Genomic DNA, 18,322 nt, shown 5'->3' with positions numbered 1-18,322 from the left:
GGCGCGAACCTCCAATTTTGAAACTAGGCCTAAAGGCTCGCGCCGGGAAAGGCAATCGGGCGGCTCACAGCTCCGAGGCGCCGAACAGCAGTTCGTCGTCGCCCTTCTTTTCGCGCGGCGTCTCCGTCTCCAACTCGGCGTGGGCCGCCGCCTGCTGTTCCGCGCGCTGGCGGTTCCACAGCGCCGCATAGACGCCGCCCTGCGCCAGCAGGGTCGCGTGGTCGCCGCGCTCGACAATGGCCCCCTGGTCGATCACCAGGATTTCGTCGGCCTTGACGATGGTGGACAGGCGGTGGGCGATGACGATGGTGGCGCCCTTGCGCGGCAGATCCTCCAGCGTCTCCTGGATTTCGCGCTCGGTCAGCGTGTCGAGCGCGCTGGTGGCTTCGTCGAGCACGAGAATGGACGGGTTCTTCAGCAGGGTGCGGGCGATGGCGACGCGCTGCTTCTCCCCGCCCGACAGTTTTAGGCCGCGCTCGCCGACCTGGGCCTCATAGCCGCCGGGCGCCAGCTCGACGAATTTGTCGATCCGCGCCAGGGCGGCGGCGGCGCGCATCTCCTCCTCGCTCGCTTCGGGGCGGCCGTAGAGGATGTTGTAGCGGATGGTGTCGTTGAACAGCACATTGTCCTGCGCCGCCATGCCGAGACAGGCGCGCAAGGATTCGAGCGAGACTTTGGAAATGTCCTGCCCGTCGATGAGGATGCGGCCCCGCTGCGGCTGGTAAAACCGGAAGATCAGCCGGGAGATCGTGGATTTGCCGGCGCCGGAGGGGCCGACGAGCGCCAGCGTCTTGCCGGCGGGCGCCTCAAAACTCAGGCCGCGCAGGATCGGGCGCGCCGGGTCATAGGCGAAATGCACGTCGTCGAACCGCAGCGATCCCGCGCGCACGACCAGGGCGGGCGCATCCGGCGCCTCGGCGATCTCGTTCGGCTGTTTCAGAATGTCGAACATCATGGAAATGTCGATCAGCGCCTGCTTGATCTCGCGATAGACCATGCCCATGAAGTTGAGCGGCTGGTAAAGCTGGATCATCATGGCGTTGAGCAGCACGAAATCGCCGACGCTGTTGCGGCCCTGCTGGATGCCCGACACGCACAGCGCCATCAGGGTGGCCATGCCGAGGGTGAAGATCAGCGTCTGGCCGAAATTCAGCACGTTGAGCGAGATGTAGCTCTTGACGCTGTTGCGCTCGTAGCGGGCCATGGTGCGGTCGTAGCGCGCCGCTTCGCGCTTTTCGGCGCCGAAATATTTGACCGTCTCGTAATTGAGCAGCGAGTCGATGGCCTTGGCGTTGGCGTCGGAATCGCTCTCGTTCATCGAGCGGCGGATCGAAATGCGCCAGTTGGTGGCCACGAACGTATAGGCGAGATAGGCGACGATGGTGACGAGGACGATGGCGGCGTAGCGCGCGTCGAACTGGAACAGCAGCACGCCGAACACCAGCGCCAGTTCGAAAATCGTGGGAACGCCGGTCAGCATCACCATGCGGGTCAGCGTTTCGATGGCGTTGCGGCCGCGCTCCAGCACGCGGGTGAGGGCGCCGGTCTTGCGTTCGAGATGGAAGCGCAGCGGCAGGGCGTGAAGATGCACGAACACGTCGAGCGCCAGCCGCCGCACCGCATTCATCGCGACTTCGGCGAACAGCGCGTCGCGCGCCTGGGTGAAGCCGGCCATGGCGATGCGCAGCCCGCCATAAAGGAAAGTGAGCGCGATCGGGCCGGCGAAAATCTCCGTCGCGGGCGGGGCGCCCTTGGCCAGTTCGGTCAGCGCGTCCGTCGCCCATTTGAAGGCGTAAGGCATGGCGATGGTCGCCAGCTTGGCCAGAATCAGCAAGATGAAAGAGATGAAAATACGGATTTTGAGGTCGCCGCGCCCGTTGGGCCAGACATAGGGCGTAAGCTCTCGAAGCACGGACCACAGACGGTCCGGCCCGCGACCGGAATCATGTTCGTTCAAGGCGGCACCAGTTTGTTTCTGCCTGGATATAGGAGCCAGGGGGGCGGCGGCAAGCTTCAGACGTGCAATCCCGCCGCTTCGCCTCGCTCGGGCACGCGTTTCGCCCGGGGCTTGCGCCGACCGAAATCGCCGTTGAAGGCGGACTTCCAGATCGCCAGCGCCTCGTCCTCGCTGGCGGCGGTGATGAATTGCGGCGTCGTCGACGGCAGACCCTTGCGGTCGAAACAGGCGACCATGAACACGGCGAGATGGTGGGCGTTGCTGGATTTCGCCTGTTTCAACAGGTCTCCGGCGTCGCAGATCGCGTCCTGCAACTGGGTCAGCTCCTCGCGGGTCTCGGGCGCGGCGGCCTCGATCGCCTCCGCCCACAGGCGCAGGCCGGCCGCCTGATAGAGGTCGCCGGCGAGTTTTCGCGCGCGCGCCAACGAAAGGGCGAGGGTCAATTTGCCGGAGCGGCGCTTCTTCTGTTTGCCGAGAGGAGATACGCTGGAGGCCGCGCCGGCTTTGGGCGCTTGCGCCTTAATCTTTTTGGGCATGCGAAGACAAACTCGTGAGAAGGGCGATTTTGGCCATTTTACGGAAAAATCTGCTCCGCAACATGACCTGCGTCTAAGCTTTCGTTGATTCCTCGGCGAGCCGCCGGTTGGCGCGCGCGCAATGAGGGTTTCGCGCCGAACCGGCTTGCCAGCCTCCGGCGCTTGGTCGTAACATCCTTATCATGTCGCAGGCGCTCATAACGATCAGACGCGCAATCCCCGGCGATGCGGATCACATCGCCGCCGTCCATGACGCGGCGTGGCGCGAGGCCTATCGTGGCGTGATCCCGGGAGAGGAGCTGGAGCGGCTGATCGCCCGGCGCGGCCCGACGTGGTGGCGGCGCGCCGTTTTGCAGGGCAGCCGTCTGCTGGTTCTGTCCATGCACGGGCGAGTCGGCGGCTATGTTTCCTACGGGCGCAACCGGGCGCCGTCGCTGGACTATGACGGCGAAATTTTCGAGCTTTATCTCGCCCCCGAATATCAAGGGCTTGGCTTTGGCCGGCGGCTGTTTCTGGCTGGCCGTCAGGATCTCGCCGTCAATGGGCTCGACCGGACGCTGGTGTGGTCGCTGGCGGACAATGCCCGCGCGCTCGATTTTTATCGCAGGCTTGGCGGTCGGGAGATTCGCCGCGCGAGCGAACTTTTCGCCGGCCTGCGGCTCGGACGCGTCGCCTTCGGGTTCGAGAGCCCTTGCGGGTAGTAGCGTAAAGTTCCGGTTGCGATCGTCGAGTGAATGACTAAACAGGGGCTCAGGATAAATATCGGAGAGTCCCATGCGTCTCGACGCCATTAGCATCGGCAGAAATCCCCCGGAAGACGTCAATGTCGTGATCGAAGTTCCGATTGGCGGGGAGCCGATCAAATATGAAATGGACAAGCCGTCGGGCGCGCTGATGGTGGACCGCTTCCTCTATACGCCCATGCGCTACCCCGGCAATTACGGCTTCATTCCGCACACCTTGTCCGAGGACGGCGACCCCTGCGACGTGCTGGTCGCCAACACCCGCCCGCTCATTCCCGGCGCCGTCATCAATGTCCGCCCGATCGGCGTGCTGAAGATGACCGACGAGGCCGGCGGCGACGAGAAAATCCTCGCCGTGCCCAGCCCCAAGCTCACCAAGCGCTACGAGCGGGTGAAGAATTACACCGATCTGCCGGAGATCACCTGGAAGCAGATCGAGCATTTCTTCACCCACTACAAGGATCTGGAACCCGGCAAGTGGGTCAAGTTCGCCGGCTGGGGCGACGCCGACGAGGCGCGCCGCATCATTCTCGAAGCCGTCGATCGCGCCAAGACCGAAAAGAAGTAAAGTCAGCCGTCTGACTTGATGTAAGGGCGCGGCGCGAACGGCCGCGCCCTTTTTCATGGCGTGAAGGCGGCGGCGGCCCCGAACAGCCCGGGTTGCGGATGGGTGATCATCCAGACGGGAATGTTGCTCATCGTCTCGCGATACCGCCCTTTGGCGCGAAACCTGTCGGCGAATCCGAACGCGGTCAGCATGGGCGCGAAGCGCGGCGCCAGCCCCCCGGCGAGGATGACGGCTTCGGCGCCATGGACCAGCGCGAGGTCGCCCGCGACGGCGCCGAGGCAGAGGCAGAATTTCTGCAAGGCGGCGCGCGCGATTTCGTCGGCGCCGGAAATGGCCGCCGCCCACAGCGCCGGATCGGCCGGCCGCTGCGCGGGGGCGCCCGGCATGGCCGAAAAGATTTCGGCGAGGCCCGGCCCCGACAGCACGCGCTCGATCGAGACGCGGCCGAATTTTTCGCGCAGCCGCGCCAGCAGCCCATCTTCAAAGGCGTCATGCGGGGCGAAGTCGATGTGGCCGCCCTCGGTTTCGACCACCCGGTAAGCGTCGCCGTCGCGGATCAGCTGGGCGACGCCGAGGCCGGTGCCCGGACCCAGGATCGAACTCACGCCAGCGTGCGGCGGCGGGCGGTTCGGCCCGCAAATATGGGTGAAATCGCGCGGATCGGCCTTGGCGGCGGCATGGCCGACGGCGCCGAAATCGTTGAGCAGGCGCACCTCGTCGAGGCCGATCTCCCCGGCGAGACTCGCCGGGCGCAGCGTCCAGGGATTGTTGGTGAATTTCAGCTTTTCGCCGCGAATCGGGCAGGCGAGGGCGAAGCTGCCGCGCCGCGGCCGCACGTCGAGCTTCGCGACGAAGGCGCCAAAGGCCGCGCCGAGATCGGGATAATCCGCCGTTCGCAACACCATGGGCTCGCCGAGTTCCGGCCGGATGTCGCGTCCGACCCGCGCCAGCGCGAAGCGGGCGTGGGTGCCGCCAATATCGGCGACGGCGATGATCTCTTGGTTGGGACCGTTGGCGATCACGCAAAATCCTCCCTTGGGCTGACGTCATGCTAACGCAAATCGCCGGCGATGGACGCCCCCGACGAACATTCTTCCGCGCCGCGGGCAAAACGCGCGCCAGACGGCCGGCTCTTTCCTTCGCGCGCGCCATCGGACAGATTGGCCCGACGGAGGCGCGCATGAGCGGCACACAGGCGAGCGGGCGGTCATTTGTTGCTTTGCGCGGCGGCGCCCGGTCGTGGCGCGCCGATCTGCTGGCGGGACTGACCCTCGCCGCCATCGCCGCGCCCGAGCAAATGGCCACGGCCCGCATGGGCGGCTTCGCGCCCTCGATCGGGTTCCTGGCGTTTATCGCGGGCGCGCTGGGCTTCGCCCTGTTCGGCGCCAGCCGCCGGATGTCCGTGGGCGCGGATTCCACGATCACGCCGATCTTCGCGGCTTCGCTGGCGACGGTGGCGGCGGCTGGGTCGGCGCAATATGCCGCGCTGGCGGTCCTGCTGGCGCTGTTCGTCGGGGCGATGATGATCGCCGCCGGCCTGTTCCGGGCCGGATGGGTGGCGAACCTGTTGTCGATTCCGGTGATGACCGGCTTTCTCGCCGGCGTCGCCGTCCATATCGTGCTGTCGCAGACGCCGGCTCTGCTCGGCCTTCCCTCTGGCGTCGCGGTTTTCAGCCATCTCGCCGACATCCGGCCGGATTCCGCGCTGATCGGCCTGGGCGCGCTCGCGGCCATTCTGGCCATGGAGAAATGCGGGCCGAAGGGCGTCGCGCCCTTGCTCGCCATGACCGGCGCCGCCGCCGTTTCCGTCGGCTTCGGCCTGGAGGCGCGCGGCCTGCCGGTGATCGGCCCGTTCTCCGCCATCGCGCCGGTTCAGCCGATCGGCGCCGTCAGCCTCGACGATCTTTCGCGCGTCGCGGGCCTCGCGGTTCTCCTCACTTTGCTTGTCATGACGCAGGGCGCCGCCGTGAGCCGCGCCTATGCGGAGGAGGGCGAGAGCAACGGAATCGACCGCGATTTCATTGGCCTGGGCGCCGGCAGCGTGCTCGCCGGGCTGATCGGCGCCTTTCCCGTCAACGCCAGCCCGCCGCGCACGGCGATCGTCGCGGAAAGCGGCGGCCGCAGCCAATGGGCGGGGCTTACGGCCGCCGCCGTCACGGCGCTGGTCGCCGCCTTTGGGGAACCGGCGCTGCGCCATGTGCCCGAAGCGGCGCTGGCCGCCATTCTGTTCTATATCGCCGGGCGTCTGATCCGCCTTGAGGCGATGCGCGACATTTTCCACCGCTCGCCGGCCGAATTTCTGCTGATTCCGGCGACGGCGGCGGCGATGACGCTGCTTCCGGCGCAAATCGGCGTGGCCCTGGCGATCATCCTGTCGCTGATCAATGGCGCCTGGGCCACGACCCGCGCCGACCTGCGGATTTTCGAGCGTCTGCCGGGCGAAACCGTGTGGTGGCCCCGCGGCCTCGTCAGCGCGGGCGAAACCCTGGCGGGCGTGGCCGTGGTCGGGTTCCAGGCGCCGCTGTCCTTTCTGAACGCCGACCAGTTCCGCGCGCAATTGCTGGAGGTCGCGGGGCGGCCTCCGACGCGGCTGATCGTGCTGGAAGCCGCCGCCATCGTCTCCATTGACTATACAGCCGCGCGGGCGCTCGCCCTGGCGATCGACGAGTGCCATGCGCGCGGCTGCGATTTCGCCATCGCCCGGCTCGAATCCGTGCGCGCCGAGGCCGCGCTGCGCGCCTCCGGCGTGATGGAGGCGCTGGCCCGCCATGACGGCGGCGGCCAAAGGCGTATTTTTCACAGCGTTGACGAGGCCTTGCGTCAACTGGCCGGCTCCGCGGAACGGGACGCGGTCGATCACGGCGAGGGCAAGGCGCCGGGAGACGCGGCGCCATGACGGCGTGAGAGGCTCGAGCGTCCCGGCCGCGCTTTGCGTCGCCCCGGACCGGAGAAGAACTTTACCTTCAAGACGTGATTCGTGGCATAGCATGACATTTTTATGAATAAATTCAGATGCGGCGCCGCATTATGTTGTCGCAACGGTTCGACTATAGTTACATGCCGGTCTCGCGCCCCGGTTTAGCTATTGCATAAAAGCAACACCCGCTGCCTTTCGCCCCTGATCCCTCCTATTTCCCGAGTCCCCTGATTGCAAAAAGCATGGGCGCAATTTATCGGTTTATTAGGGGTGGGCGGAAAATTTCCGTCTGGTCGAATTTTTGGGCGCTGTGGCTGCGGCGCAGGGGGATGGGACGGATTGCGTCGCGCGAGCGTCCCAAAAAGATTGGAGACGGAGATGAAAAGCAAATTTATGACCGCGGTGGCGATCGCCGCGCTCGTGACCGCGGCCGGCGCCGTGTCCGCCGAGGCGAAGACGAAGAAGGTCAAGCACGCCAAGGCTCCGGCCCCGGTCGCCGCTCCCGTCGTCAAGGGCCCGGCCGTGGAAGGCCCGAGCCGTCTCGACGCGTTCGTGACCACCGGCGACGCGCTGGCGTTCCTCACCGACTCGCGCGACATCAGCTGGAACGGCGTCACCATCTTCGGCGCGCTCGACTTCGGCGCCGGCTGGATGGCCCACGCCACCGATCTGGAAAAGACCGTGCCGCAGGGCCAAGCTTATCTCGGCTCGCGCAACAACCAGCACAACAGCGGCTTCCGCTTCATGCCGGGCGGCCTCGGCTATAACCAGGTCGGCATCAAGGGCGCCTGGACCATCGCGGAAGGCACGAAGTTCATCTTCAACGCCACCACCAACTTCGATCCCTACACCCTGTCGCTGCTGGACGGCCCGCGCTCGCTGCAGCGCGCCGCCGGCAAGTATCAGAACGCCTATCCCTATTTCGACTCCGACTCGTCGCGCGGCGGCCAGCCCTTCAACAACGAACTCTACGCCGGTTTCAAGAACGACACCTTCGGTCAGCTGACCTTCGGCCGTCACACCAACATGGTGGCTGAAAGCACCGGCAACTTCGATCCGCTGAAGAACGCCGTGGCCCTGTCGCTGATCGGCTTCTCCGGCAGTCTCGCCTCGGGCGGCACCACCGAAGCCGGCAAGCTCGACAACAGCTTGAAGTACAAGGTCGCCTACGGCCCGGTTTACGGCGGCGCCATGGTGACGCTGGCCGATTCGCAGGGCGTCGCCAGCCAGGGCGTCTCCTACGGCTTCAACCTGGGCGGCACCTACGCCGGCTTCGCCTTGGACGGCGCCTACCAGCACACCACCGACGCCATCGCGCTCGGCGCCATTCCGAACGCTTCTGGTACGGTCAACGGCGTGTCCGTCGCGAACGCGACCGCCGCCGCCAACGGCTGGCTGGTCGGCACGCTGTCTGACAACGACGCCTTCTCGATCGGCACCAAATACACCTGGACGCAGTGGACCGGCTTCTTCGGCTATGAGAACATCAGCCAGACGAACGCCACGGATCGCAAGGCGGTCAGCTCGACCACGTCGTACTATGATGGCAACGACTATCGTTACTTCATCACCACGGCCAATCCGTTCCCGCACACCAAGCACATCGACCTGTTCTGGGGCGGCGTCAGCTACGCTTACAGCGACAAGCTGACCCTGACCGGCGCGTATTATCACGCCGAGCAGAACGCTTATGGCACGACGAAGTGCTCCACGCCGACCAACGGCAACTGCTCGGGCAACTACGACGTCGCCAGCTTCCTGACCCAGTACGCCTTCAACAAGCGCATGCAGGTTTACGGCGGCGTGTCCTACAGCGCGGCGACCGGCGGCTTCGGCGCGAACTGGAACGAGCGCGTCAACTGGAACCCGATGGTCGGCTTCCGCATGACCTTCTGATCTCGCGCAAGCGATATCGAGAGAATTGGTCCCGCAGGCTCCGGCCTGCGGGATTTTTGTTGGCCGGTTGCGCCGGGCGATTCTTGCCAAGCTGGGCGCGCGGGTTTAGCAAGGCCGCAAATCCCGCAAAATGAGGCTGATGATGGCGAGCTACAATATTCTCCTGCTTCCCGGCGACGGCATCGGGCCGGAAGTGACGGCGGAAGTCGAAAAGGTCGCCAAGGTCGTTTCCGACGCCGGTCTCGCGAAATTCGAGTTCGAAAAGGGCCTGGTCGGCGGTTCGGCTTATGACGCCCATGGCAAGGCCATTTCCGAGGCCGACATGGCGCGCGCGCAGGCCGCCGACGCCGTGCTGCTCGCCGCCGTGGGCGGCCCCAAATGGGCCAATGTGCCCTATGACGTGCGCCCCGAAGCGGGCCTGCTGCGCTTGCGCAAGGATTTGGGCCTGTTCGCCAATCTGCGCCCGGCCCTGTGCTATCCCGCGCTCGCCGAAGCCTCCTCGCTCAAGCAGGAGCTGGTCGAGGGCCTCGACATCATGATCGTGCGCGAACTGACCGGCGGCGTGTATTTCGGCGAGCCCAAGGAAATCACCAACCTGCCGAACGGGCAGAAGCGCGCCGTCGACACCCAGGTTTACGAGACCTACGAGGTCGAGCGCATCGCGGCGGTGGCGTTTGAACTGGCGCGCAAGCGCAACAACAAGGTCACGTCGTCCGAAAAGCACAATGTGATGAAGTCCGGCGTGTTGTGGAAGGAAGTCGTCACCGACGTCCACGCCAAATCCTTCCCCGACGTGCAGCTCGAACACATGCTGGCGGACGCCCTGGGCATGCAGCTGGTGCGCCGGCCCAAGCAGTTCGACGTGATCGTCACCGACAATCTGTTCGGCGATCTGCTGTCGGACGTCGCCTCCATGCTTACGGGCTCGCTGGGCATGTTGCCGTCCGCCTCGCTCGGCGCGGCCGACGCCAATGGCAAGCGCAAGGCGATGTATGAGCCGGTGCATGGCTCGGCGCCGGATATCGCCGGCAAGGGCATCGCCAACCCGATCGCGATGATCGGCTCGTTCGGCATGGCGCTGCGCTATTCGTTCGGCCTGATCGAAGCCGCCGACCTGATCGACAAGGCCATCGCCGACGTGCTCGCGGCGGGTCTGCGCACCGCCGACATCAAGGGCGACGCGCCGTCGAGCGTTTCGACCTCGGCGATGGGCGACGCCATCGCCAACGCGCTCAAGAAGGCGCTCTGACTTTACGGGCGGCGCGAAAGCGCCGCCTGCTCATTTGATAAAGACGTAGATATCGACCTTGAGCGCCTGGTCGCTGGCGTCCTTGCCTTCGACCCGGTAGTCCTCAAGGTAGATATTGGTGGCCTCCAGACCCTTCTCGTCGAGATAGGCGGTGATGGCGTCATAGGTGGTGTCGATGTCGTCGTAGCTGCCGGTGTGCGCGAACTTGATCGCCTTGCCGGCGGGCGTGGCGGCGAGCACCGCGCCGTTGATCAGCTCCGGCTTGGCGCCCGACGGGGCTTCGACCGGCAGCAGCGCGTCGAACTTGAACCCGGCGTCGTCGGTCTCGGTGAAGGCGGCCATGGCGTGGTCGACGGGTTTCAGGCCGGCTTTTTGCGCAGAGGCGCGCAATTTTTCCAGGGCCTCCCGGATTTTGGCGTAGCCGTCCTCCCAATTCGCCGAACTGTGCAGCACGAGGGCGGGCCGCGCCGCGATATCGGCGGGCTTGAGCGATTCGTCGGTGGGAACGGCGGGGGGCGGCTCGGTGACCGTGGGTTTGGCCGGCGTGGAAGCGCTGGAAGGCGGCGGCGCCGGCGGCGTTTGCGTTTCCGCGCTGCTGGAAGCGGACGCGACGGCCAGCGCCAGGGCGCCGAACAGCGGCGCGCCGCAATAACCCCAAAGGCCGTTCTTCATGGCAAGCTCCAAAGGAAAAATCCTGACGGCGCCAGGACGCGGTGGCCCCGCGTCGGCTTTTCTCTTATATACGGCCTAAACCGGACATGAATGGCGGGCAAGCATGGACGACAGGCGCTCCAACGCTTTTGCGGAAAATCCTTTGGTCGGGCGCGCGGTTCATAAAATGAACGGCGCCGGCAACGCCATTCTCGTGCTGGACCTGCGCGGCGCCGGCTTTTTGCCCCGCCCCGAGGACGCCCGCGCCCTCGCGCGCGCGCCGGGCCTCGGCTATGACCAGATGATGGTGCTGGGTGACGCGGCCGACGCCGGCGAAGCCGCGTTCATGACCATTTTCAATCAGGACGGCTCGCTGTCCGCCGCCTGCGGCAATGGCACGCGCTGCGTCGCGCATTATCTCGCCGAGCAGACCGGCGCGACCGAATTGCGGCTCGCCACCTCGGCCGGCAAGCTGTTCGTGCGTCGCGAGGGACCGCTGGCCTATATGGTCGACATGGGCGCGCCGCGCCTCGATTGGCGCGACATCCCGCTGGCGCGCGAGGCGGACACCGCTTGCGTCGATCTCGCCGCTTTCGGCCTGCCGCCCGCCTCGTGTGTAAGTATGGGCAATCCCCACGCCATTTTCTTCGTGGAGCGGATCGAGGATTTCGATCTGGCGGCGATCGGCCCCAGGCTCGAACACGACCCGATGTTTCCGCAGCGGGCCAATATCTCGCTCGCCCAGTCGCTTGCGCCCGACCATATCCGCCTACAAGTGTGGGAGCGGGGAACCGGCCTGACGCTCGCCTGCGGCACGGCGGCTTGCGCCACGGGCGTCGCCGCCGCGCGCGCCGGACGCGCCGGACGGCGGGTGAAGATTTCGCTTCCCGGCGGCGACTTGCTGATCCATTGGCGCGAGGCCGACGATCACGTCGAAATGACCGGGCCGGTGCAGGTCGAGTTCAGCCAGACGCTCGACGCGGCGATCTTTTCGGGGCGCGATGACTGAGCGGCCCGAGGTCGTCACCTTCGGCTGCCGCCTCAACATGGTCGAGTCCGAGGTCATGCGCGATCTCGCCGGGCAGGGGCGCGAACAGAATCTGGTGATCGTCAACACCTGCGCCGTCACCGCCGAGGCGACGCGGCAGGCGCGGCAGGCCATCCGCCGCATCGCCCGCGAAAAGCCCGACGCCCGCATTGTCGTCACCGGCTGCGCCGCGCAAATCGCGCCGGAAACGTTTTCCGCCATGCCGGAAGTGGCGCATGTGCTCGGCAATGCCGAAAAGACCGTCGCCACCACCTGGGACCATTTCGCAACCCGCGAAAATGTCGGCGCCATTGCGCAGGCGCGGCGCGGCAATGCGCCGGCGCCGCTGCTGTCGGCGCTCGAAGGCCATACGCGCGCGTTTCTCGCCGTGCAGAACGGCTGCGATCATTCCTGCACCTTTTGCGTCATTCCGCAGGGGCGGGGACCGTCGCGCTCGGTGGCCGAGGACGACGTCGTCGCGCAGGCGCGCCGCTTTGTCGAGACCGGGCACAAGGAACTGGTGCTGACCGGGGTCGATCTGACCTCCTGGGGCGGCGATCTCGCGGGGGCGCCCAGGCTGGGCCGGCTGGTGCGGCGGCTGTTGCGCGAAGTGTCGGGCCTGCCGCGCCTGCGGCTGTCCTCGATCGACTGCATCGAGGCCGACGACGATCTGCTCGCGGCCTTCGCCGGTGAGGAGCGTCTCACGCCCTATCTGCACCTGTCGCTGCAATCGGGCGACGATCTCGTTCTGAAACAGATGAAGCGCCGGCACAGCCGCGCCGAAGCCGTGGATTTTTGCGCGCGGTTGCGGGAGTTGCGCCCGGATATGGCGTTCGGCGCCGATCTGATCGCGGGTTTTCCGACCGAGACCGAGGCGGCGGCGGCGCGCAGCCGCGCCCTGGTCGAGGACTGCGGCCTGGCCTTCCTCCACGTCTTCCCGTTTTCCGCGCGGCCGGGCACGCCGGCGGCGCGGATGAAGCCGGTTCCGTCCAGTGCGGTCAAGGCGCGGGCCGCCGCCCTGCGCGAAGCCGGCGATCTGGCCCTCGCGCGCCATCTCGGCCGGCAGGTCGGCCGACGGGTTCAGATCCTCGCCGAGCGCGGCGGCATGGGGCGGGCCGCCGATTTCACCCCGGCGAAAACGCCGGGCGTGGCGCCCGGCCATCTGTTCGCCGCCGAAGTCGTCGGCGTCTCCGCCGGTTCGCTCGACATTTAATCCGATTCATCATGAATCCAGAAGCTCCGCGCCCGGTAACGGCATTTCCGGCCCTTTGAGGCAAATTGTCCGGGTTTCGGAGCGCGAAGGACATGGCGGACAGCACGACATTTGGCGGCGGCGGCGGAGACATTCCGCTCTTTGTCGCGGAAAAGCCGCGCCGGCGCGAGCGCGCCCATATCGACACGCTTCGCGCGCGGGTGCGCGAACTCGGGTTGGACATCAAGAGCAACTGGAGCGAGGCGGGACGGCCGCCGGAGCCGCAGGCGGTTCGGGCTGAGCGGACAGCCCGCAAGCCCGCGTCCGCCGAATGGGTTGACCGGCTCGCCAGCGAACATCGCGAAGACATCGCCGCCCAAGCGCGGGGCGCGCCCGCTCCGGCGCCGGTGGAGGATGAGGCGGTTCATCCGCTGGCGTCGGGCGCCTATGCGGCGGGGCGGGCCGCTTTCGCGCTCGACGGCGCGCTCAGGCCGCCGGCCGTCCTGCTGTCGGGCTTGCTGTCGTCCTATGGCGGCCTCGCGCTCAAAGGCCTGCTCGGCGCGCTGCTGCTGCTGGCGGGGCAGGGCCTGTTGCGCGACTGGCCGAAACCGGCCGAGCCGGCGTCGCCGCGGGTGCGGCCCGTCGCCTGGGTCGAGATCGCCAAGCCCTATCCGCTGTTCGATCTGTCCGCGCCGCTGTTCGGCCATGCGCCGCCGCTTTACAGCGCCCGCCGTCACGCCGCCGGCGGCGGCCGCGAGGACGTGCTGACCTTCGGCCAGTTCGGCGGCGTCAAGCCGTTCCTGCGCTTGGGCGTCTATCGTCACGGGACCGAGGATGTCGCCGCCTCTCCCTATTTTGTCGATATGGCGCGCCGCGCCTCGGTCCTCGGGCTGGGCGTCTCCGAAGTCGAGCTGCCGCAGGCCTTGCCGACGCGATTCGGCGATCTCGAATCGGGGGGGCTGGAGCTGTCCGGGCCGGAGGGCGTGAGGCGGGCGAATTGCCGGGGCTTCCGCCTGGAGATCGCGACGCCGGCCTTGACCATGGGCGGGTTCATGTGCGGCGCCGGCGAGGACGCTCTCAGCCCCGCCGATCTCGTTTGCGCCGTCGATCGGCTCGATCTGGTCTCCGCCGGTCAGGATCGCGCGCTCGCCGATTTCTTCGGCGCGGCGAGCGGCCGGAAAAGCCGCGCCTGCGCCGATTCGCCCCGAAGAAAGTAGCCGGCGCCGCTATCGCGGACCCGTTTCAGGCGTTAGACTCGCGCCAATCAGCAGGAGTATCCCATGCGCAGAAAATCCTTTTTCATCCTGGCGATCGCCGTCGCTGGCCTGGGGGCCTGCTCCGCCGTCGCCCAGAGCCACGAAATCCAGGTGCGCAAGCACCGCAGTTTCCTGGAGTCGGGCAATGTCGTCCCGGTCGGGACGGAAAACCGCTATGTCGTCGACAGCGCCCGGCTGAATTATGGCGCCCCCGGCGGCGCGGCGCGGCGCGACGAATTTCATCAGGGGCTGCTGCCCCAGCCGGGCGAACCCATCGGCGAATCGCCGCGCTGAGGATTTGCTCAAGCGATTCGCGCGGGAGATCCGGCGGTTAAGCGGAGCGGCGCGCGCCGCTCCGGGCCGCGCGGCATATCCGCGCAGCGCGGGGCGCGCGACGGGCGTTTCCGGCTGACAAAAACCGGCCGCGCGCGATCGCCCCTTGCCAGTCGGGTCTTCGACGGCCATAAGACCGCAAGTTTCAGATTGTGCGGTCCTGTCATGGCGAACTTCCCCGAACGCGTGTTTTCCGGCATCCAGCCGACTGGTAATTTGCATCTCGGCAATTATCTCGGGGCCATCGTCAAGTTTGTCGCGCTGCAGCAGACGCATGAATGCCTGTTTTGCGTGGTCGATCTGCATGCGATCACCATGCCGCAGGCGCCCGGCGAACTGCGCGAGGCGATTCGCCGCATCGCCGCCGCCTATATCGCGTCGGGGGTCGATCCCGTCAAAAACATCATCTTCAACCAGAGCCAGGTCTCCGAACATTCGGAGCTGGCCTGGGTGTTCAATTGCGTCGCCCGCATGGGCTGGCTCAACCGCATGACGCAGTTCAAGGACAAGGCGGGCAAGGACCGGGAGAACGTCTCCATCGGCCTGTTCGCCTATCCGACGCTGATGGCGGCCGACATTCTGCTCTATCGCGCCACCCATGTGCCGGTGGGCGAGGACCAGAAGCAGCATGTCGAGCTGACCCGCGACATCGCGCAGAAATTCAACAACGATTACGCCGAATCGATCGCGGCCCAGGGCCATAACGGCGGCTTCTTCCCGCTGCCGGAGCCGCTGATCCAGGGGCCGGCGGCCCGCGTGATGAGCCTGCGCGACGGCACGAAGAAAATGTCGAAATCCGATCCGTCGGAATTTTCGCGCATCAGCCTCGCCGACGACGCCGACGCCATCAACCAGAAGATCCGCAAGGCCAAGACCGATCCGGAGCCGCTGCCGACCGAACTGGAAGGCTTGAAGGGGCGCCCGGAAGCGGAAAACCTGATCGGCATTTATTCGGCATTGTCCGGCGTCGCGGCGGAAAAGGTGCTGCTGGAGTTCGGCGGCGCGCAGTTTTCGTCGTTCAAACAGGCGCTGGCCGATCTCGCCATCCACAAGCTCGGCCCGATCGGCGCGGAAATGCGCCGGCTGGAGGGCGACCCCGGCTATATCGACCAGGTGCTGCGCGAAGGCGGCGCGCGCGCGAAAGCCATCGCGCAGCCGATCATGAACCAGGTCAAGGATATTGTGGGGCTTTTGCGCTGAGGGGGCGGGGGAACGAAGTTTTCCCTTCCCTTGCCTCGCTTTGACCCTATCTTAACAGCATCCCGTCGCCGGCCTTGAACCGGCTGATTCCGGAGGCCCGATATGTTCATCCAAACCGAAGCCACGCCCAATCCCGCCACTTTGAAGTTTCTCCCCGGCGCGTCCGTCGCGCAGGAGGGCGTGTGGGATTTGCGTTCGCCGGACGAGGCCGGCGTGTCTCCGCTCGCCCAGGCGCTGTTTTCCATCGAAGGCGTCAGCGGCGTGTTCCTGGGGTCGGACTTCATCTCGGTCACCAAATCCGAGGGGGATTGGCAGAACCTCAAGCCGGCGATTCTCGGCGCGATCATGGAGCACTTCCTGTCGGGACGGCCGGTGTTGTCGGCCGAGGCCGGCGCGTCGGGCCAGACGTCGGCGGAGCAATTCGCCCCCGAGGACGCCGAGACGGTCGAGGCCATCAAGGATCTGCTGGAAACGCGCGTGCGACCGGCCGTCGCCGGCGATGGCGGCGACATCGTGTTTCGCGGCTTTAAGGACGGCGTCGTCTATTTGCAGATGAAGGGCGCCTGCTCGGGCTGCCCGTCGTCGACGGCGACCTTGAAACGCGGCATTCAAAACCTGATCTGTCATTTTCTTCCTCAGGTCAAATCTGTCGAAGAAGTCTGAGGTTCGGTTTCCGACTCATGCGCATATTGGCGATAGACACATCGCTGCCGGCGGTCTCCGTCGGCGTCTTCGACAGCGAGACGCCGCAGGCGTTGGTTCGCGAAACCGTTCCGATGCAGAAGGGCCACGCCGAGGCCCTGATGCCGATGATCGAGCGCGTCGCCGCGCAGGTCGACGGCGGTTTCGCGTCGCTTGACCGGGTCGCGGCGACCGTCGGACCCGGCTCGTTCACCGGCATTCGCATCGGGGTGGCGGCGGCGCGCGGCATCGCCCTGGCCTGTGGCGTTGAGGCGGTCGGCGTCTCGGCCCTCACCGCGCTGGCCGCGCCGCTGCTGTTTTCCGACGAGGCGCAGATCGTCGCGGCGGCGATCGACGCCCTGCACGGCAATGTCTATTTCTCCGCCTACGCCGCGCGGGGCCGCGTTCTGGCCTCGCCGCGAATCGTTGGCATCGCCGACGCCTGCCGCCTGCTCGGCGCCGGCCAGGTCGTCGCCGTCGGCAGCGGCGCCGAGGCGTTGCGCGAGGCGGCGAAGGAACTGGGCCAGGATCTGGCCGTCGCCGAGCGGGATCCCTGGCCGGATATCGCCGCCGTCGCCAAACTGGGGATCGCCGCCGATCCGCAGACCGCGCCGGCGCGGCCGCTCTATCTCAAGGCGCCCGACGTCACGCGGTCCACAAAACCTTCGGTTCTCGCGCGCGCGGCCCCATGAAGATCCCGGAAATGAAGATCCCGGACCTGAAAATCCCGGAACTGTTGCGGCGCAAGCCGGATTTCGGCCTTCCGCGTCTGCTCAAGGTCGGGGACGCCGCCGATTGCTCCGCCCTTCACGCCACCGGCTTCGCCCATTCCTGGAGCGCCAGCGAATTCGAGGCCTTGTTGAGCGATCCCGCCTGCCTGAGCGTGGGCGTGGACGCCAAATGGGGGCTTGCGGGCTATCTGATGTCGCGCGTCGCCAGCGACGAAGCCGAAGTGCTGACCGTCGTCGTCGCGCCGGCCTTGCGCCGGTTCGGCTGCGCCCAGCGCCTGCTGCTGGACCATTTGTCGCGGCTGGCGGCGCGGGGCGTCGCCATGGTGTTTCTCGAGGTGGACGCCGAGAATGAAGCGGCGCTGTCGCTCTACCGCCGCAACGGTTTTGAGGAGGTCGGCCGGCGCAAGGCCTATTATGCGCGGGCCGACGGCGCCCGGGCCGACGCGCTGGTGATGCGCAGAAACCTGGGCTGAACCGGGCGGGCGTCATAAAACTGTAATGATCCCCGCCTAACGGGCGCTATGGCTTACTTTCGCGCTTGTCTGCTGATCCTCGCCCTCGTCGCTTTCTATGTCATCGGCACGCCGCTGCAACGATTGGCGCGCCGCCGCGGCTGGAGGCTCGCCGCGCGCATCCCGCCGTTTTTCGCGAAAACCATGTGCTTCCTGCTTGGGTTGCGCGTGGTGTTCGAGGGCGCGCCGCTCGGCCCGAAGCCGCGCATGATCGTGTCCAATCATGTGTCCTGGAGCGACATTCTGGTGTTCGCCAGCCGCGAGACGCCCTGTTTCGTCGCCAAGAGCGAAGTGGCCGACTGGCCCATTCTCGGCGCCTTCGCCCGCGTGCAGGACACGATTTTCGTCAAGCGGGAGAGCCGGTCGGACGTCGCCCGCGTCAACGCCGCCATGGCCGCAAAGATGAAGGCGGGCGAGGATGTTCTGCTTTACGGCGAGGGCACCTCCAGCGACGGCGCCGACGTGCTGGCGTTCAAGCCGTCGCTTTTCGCGTCCGCGCGCGATCTGCTGCGGCTCTATCCCGAGGTCGCCGCCGTGACCGTGCAGCCCGCCGCCATCGCCTATGTCGCCGCGCGCGGCAAGATTTTGAACGCGGAGGAGCGGCGCGCGCTCGCCTGGTATGGCGACGCGGATCTGGCGCCGCATATCTGGACCCTGCTCAAGCACGCGCCGGTCGAGTGCCGCGTGCGTTTTGGCGAGGCGCTCGACTATCGCGCCGAGGCCGACCGCAAGGCGGTGGCGCTGGAGACCGAGGCGCGCGTCCGGCGTCTGGCGGCGTCGATGGCGTCCTGAAAGCCCGGCAACAATTTGCGCCGCGCTTCTTATCGAAAAAAGCGAAATCGGCTATAAGACGGAGAGGCTCTCTTCCGAGGA

Annotated in this window: 18 protein-coding genes; 14 read left to right on the top strand and 4 right to left on the bottom strand. The window is 66.6% G+C overall.

Annotation, left to right across the window (positions count from 1 at the left end):
* Window positions 1-64 precede the first annotated feature (64 nt).
* Window positions 65-1,957: an ABCB family ABC transporter ATP-binding protein/permease gene (locus tag CFB24_RS12435; RefSeq protein ID WP_088520931.1), complete on the bottom strand. Its 1,893-nt coding sequence runs from the start codon at window positions 1,955-1,957 to the stop codon at window positions 65-67.
* 56 nt (window positions 1,958-2,013) lie between these two features.
* The gene (locus CFB24_RS12430) at window positions 2,014-2,493 is read right to left on the bottom strand and encodes a hypothetical protein (RefSeq protein WP_088520930.1); all 480 of its coding nucleotides are present in this window, start codon (window positions 2,491-2,493) and stop codon (window positions 2,014-2,016) included.
* Window positions 2,494-2,675: 182 nt separating this feature from the next.
* Here CFB24_RS12430 and CFB24_RS12425 point away from each other — a divergent pair, with 182 nt between their 5' ends.
* Both CFB24_RS12425 and ppa read left to right on the top strand, forming a co-directional pair.
* Entirely contained in the window at window positions 2,676-3,194 is a 519-nt protein-coding gene (locus tag CFB24_RS12425) for a GNAT family N-acetyltransferase (RefSeq protein WP_088520929.1), read from the top strand.
* A 73-nt stretch (window positions 3,195-3,267) separates the two neighbouring features.
* The gene (ppa, locus tag CFB24_RS12420; RefSeq protein ID WP_088520928.1) at window positions 3,268-3,804 is read left to right on the top strand and encodes an inorganic diphosphatase; all 537 of its coding nucleotides are present in this window, start codon (window positions 3,268-3,270) and stop codon (window positions 3,802-3,804) included.
* A gap of 53 nt (window positions 3,805-3,857) precedes the next feature.
* Here the strand turns inward: ppa and glk are convergent, their stop codons facing one another.
* Window positions 3,858-4,826: a glucokinase gene (gene glk, locus CFB24_RS12415; RefSeq protein WP_244593160.1), complete on the bottom strand. Its 969-nt coding sequence runs from the start codon at window positions 4,824-4,826 to the stop codon at window positions 3,858-3,860.
* Between the two features lie 158 nt (window positions 4,827-4,984).
* Between glk and CFB24_RS12410 the strand changes: the two genes are divergently transcribed.
* From CFB24_RS12410 to leuB, 3 genes are all read left to right on the top strand, one after another.
* Window positions 4,985-6,700 carry a SulP family inorganic anion transporter gene (locus CFB24_RS12410; RefSeq protein ID WP_088521021.1) on the top strand — a complete coding sequence of 572 codons (1,716 nt, stop codon included), beginning with the start codon at window positions 4,985-4,987 and terminating at the stop codon, window positions 6,698-6,700.
* 399 nt (window positions 6,701-7,099) lie between these two features.
* Complete coding sequence (locus CFB24_RS12405; protein ID WP_088520927.1) at window positions 7,100-8,617, top strand: porin; 1,518 nt, start codon at window positions 7,100-7,102, stop codon at window positions 8,615-8,617.
* Between the two features lie 142 nt (window positions 8,618-8,759).
* Window positions 8,760-9,866 (top strand): 3-isopropylmalate dehydrogenase, encoded by a 1,107-nt coding sequence (leuB, locus tag CFB24_RS12400; RefSeq protein WP_088521020.1) that lies wholly within the window; start codon window positions 8,760-8,762, stop codon window positions 9,864-9,866.
* 30 nt (window positions 9,867-9,896) lie between these two features.
* On the opposite strand, the gene CFB24_RS12395 is transcribed toward leuB, so the two are convergent.
* Window positions 9,897-10,538, bottom strand: a complete 642-nt coding sequence (locus CFB24_RS12395; RefSeq protein ID WP_088520926.1) for a GyrI-like domain-containing protein — start codon at window positions 10,536-10,538, stop codon at window positions 9,897-9,899.
* A 103-nt stretch (window positions 10,539-10,641) separates the two neighbouring features.
* Here CFB24_RS12395 and dapF point away from each other — a divergent pair, with 103 nt between their 5' ends.
* The 9 genes from dapF (at window position 10,642) to CFB24_RS12350 (ending at window position 18,241) form a co-directional block, all read left to right on the top strand.
* The gene (dapF, locus tag CFB24_RS12390) at window positions 10,642-11,526 is read left to right on the top strand and encodes a diaminopimelate epimerase (RefSeq protein WP_088520925.1); all 885 of its coding nucleotides are present in this window, start codon (window positions 10,642-10,644) and stop codon (window positions 11,524-11,526) included.
* On the top strand, window positions 11,519-12,757 hold the full coding sequence (mtaB, locus tag CFB24_RS12385) for a tRNA (N(6)-L-threonylcarbamoyladenosine(37)-C(2))-methylthiotransferase MtaB (RefSeq protein ID WP_088520924.1): 1,239 nt from the start codon (window positions 11,519-11,521) through the stop codon (window positions 12,755-12,757). The genes dapF and mtaB overlap by 8 nt, the downstream gene beginning before the upstream one ends.
* Before the next feature lie 92 nt (window positions 12,758-12,849).
* A complete protein-coding gene (locus tag CFB24_RS12380; protein WP_088520923.1) occupies window positions 12,850-13,953 on the top strand; it encodes a hypothetical protein in 1,104 nt (367 codons plus the stop codon).
* A gap of 63 nt (window positions 13,954-14,016) precedes the next feature.
* Window positions 14,017-14,286 (top strand): hypothetical protein, encoded by a 270-nt coding sequence (locus CFB24_RS12375; protein ID WP_088520922.1) that lies wholly within the window; start codon window positions 14,017-14,019, stop codon window positions 14,284-14,286.
* A 204-nt stretch (window positions 14,287-14,490) separates the two neighbouring features.
* Window positions 14,491-15,525 (top strand): tryptophan--tRNA ligase, encoded by a 1,035-nt coding sequence (gene trpS, locus CFB24_RS12370; RefSeq protein WP_088520921.1) that lies wholly within the window; start codon window positions 14,491-14,493, stop codon window positions 15,523-15,525.
* Window positions 15,526-15,627: 102 nt separating this feature from the next.
* On the top strand, window positions 15,628-16,188 hold the full coding sequence (locus tag CFB24_RS12365; protein ID WP_088520920.1) for a NifU family protein: 561 nt from the start codon (window positions 15,628-15,630) through the stop codon (window positions 16,186-16,188).
* A 17-nt stretch (window positions 16,189-16,205) separates the two neighbouring features.
* A complete protein-coding gene (gene tsaB, locus CFB24_RS12360; protein ID WP_088520919.1) occupies window positions 16,206-16,898 on the top strand; it encodes a tRNA (adenosine(37)-N6)-threonylcarbamoyltransferase complex dimerization subunit type 1 TsaB in 693 nt (230 codons plus the stop codon).
* An 11-nt stretch (window positions 16,899-16,909) separates the two neighbouring features.
* Complete coding sequence (gene rimI / locus CFB24_RS12355; RefSeq protein ID WP_088521019.1) at window positions 16,910-17,410, top strand: ribosomal protein S18-alanine N-acetyltransferase; 501 nt, start codon at window positions 16,910-16,912, stop codon at window positions 17,408-17,410.
* 48 nt (window positions 17,411-17,458) lie between these two features.
* A complete protein-coding gene (locus CFB24_RS12350; protein WP_088520918.1) occupies window positions 17,459-18,241 on the top strand; it encodes a lysophospholipid acyltransferase family protein in 783 nt (260 codons plus the stop codon).
* The last annotated feature ends 81 nt before the right edge of the window (window positions 18,242-18,322 follow it).

Origin of the sequence: Rhodoblastus acidophilus, from assembly GCF_900187365.1 — a bacterium.
Taxonomy (GTDB): Bacteria; Pseudomonadota; Alphaproteobacteria; order Rhizobiales; family Beijerinckiaceae; genus Rhodoblastus; species Rhodoblastus acidophilus.
The sequence above is the reverse complement of the archived record's forward strand: the minus strand, read 5'-3'. Positions and strand labels throughout refer to the sequence as shown.

Coding starts and splice junctions, on each gene's coding strand:
- mtaB (WP_088520924.1), top strand. CDS start 11,519: ATGACTGAGCGGCCCGAGGTCGTCACCTTCGGCTGCCGCCTCAACATG.
- CFB24_RS12350 (WP_088520918.1), top strand. CDS start 17,459: ATGGCTTACTTTCGCGCTTGTCTGCTGATCCTCGCCCTCGTCGCTTTC.
- CFB24_RS12425 (WP_088520929.1), top strand. CDS start 2,676: ATGTCGCAGGCGCTCATAACGATCAGACGCGCAATCCCCGGCGATGCG.
- CFB24_RS12380 (WP_088520923.1), top strand. CDS start 12,850: ATGGCGGACAGCACGACATTTGGCGGCGGCGGCGGAGACATTCCGCTC.
- CFB24_RS12375 (WP_088520922.1), top strand. CDS start 14,017: ATGCGCAGAAAATCCTTTTTCATCCTGGCGATCGCCGTCGCTGGCCTG.
- dapF (WP_088520925.1), top strand. CDS start 10,642: ATGGACGACAGGCGCTCCAACGCTTTTGCGGAAAATCCTTTGGTCGGG.
- CFB24_RS12365 (WP_088520920.1), top strand. CDS start 15,628: ATGTTCATCCAAACCGAAGCCACGCCCAATCCCGCCACTTTGAAGTTT.
- CFB24_RS12395 (WP_088520926.1), bottom strand. CDS start 10,538: ATGAAGAACGGCCTTTGGGGTTATTGCGGCGCGCCGCTGTTCGGCGCC.
- leuB (WP_088521020.1), top strand. CDS start 8,760: ATGGCGAGCTACAATATTCTCCTGCTTCCCGGCGACGGCATCGGGCCG.
- CFB24_RS12430 (WP_088520930.1), bottom strand. CDS start 2,493: ATGCCCAAAAAGATTAAGGCGCAAGCGCCCAAAGCCGGCGCGGCCTCC.
- trpS (WP_088520921.1), top strand. CDS start 14,491: ATGGCGAACTTCCCCGAACGCGTGTTTTCCGGCATCCAGCCGACTGGT.
- rimI (WP_088521019.1), top strand. CDS start 16,910: ATGAAGATCCCGGACCTGAAAATCCCGGAACTGTTGCGGCGCAAGCCG.
- tsaB (WP_088520919.1), top strand. CDS start 16,206: ATGCGCATATTGGCGATAGACACATCGCTGCCGGCGGTCTCCGTCGGC.
- CFB24_RS12405 (WP_088520927.1), top strand. CDS start 7,100: ATGAAAAGCAAATTTATGACCGCGGTGGCGATCGCCGCGCTCGTGACC.
- CFB24_RS12410 (WP_088521021.1), top strand. CDS start 4,985: ATGAGCGGCACACAGGCGAGCGGGCGGTCATTTGTTGCTTTGCGCGGC.
- ppa (WP_088520928.1), top strand. CDS start 3,268: ATGCGTCTCGACGCCATTAGCATCGGCAGAAATCCCCCGGAAGACGTC.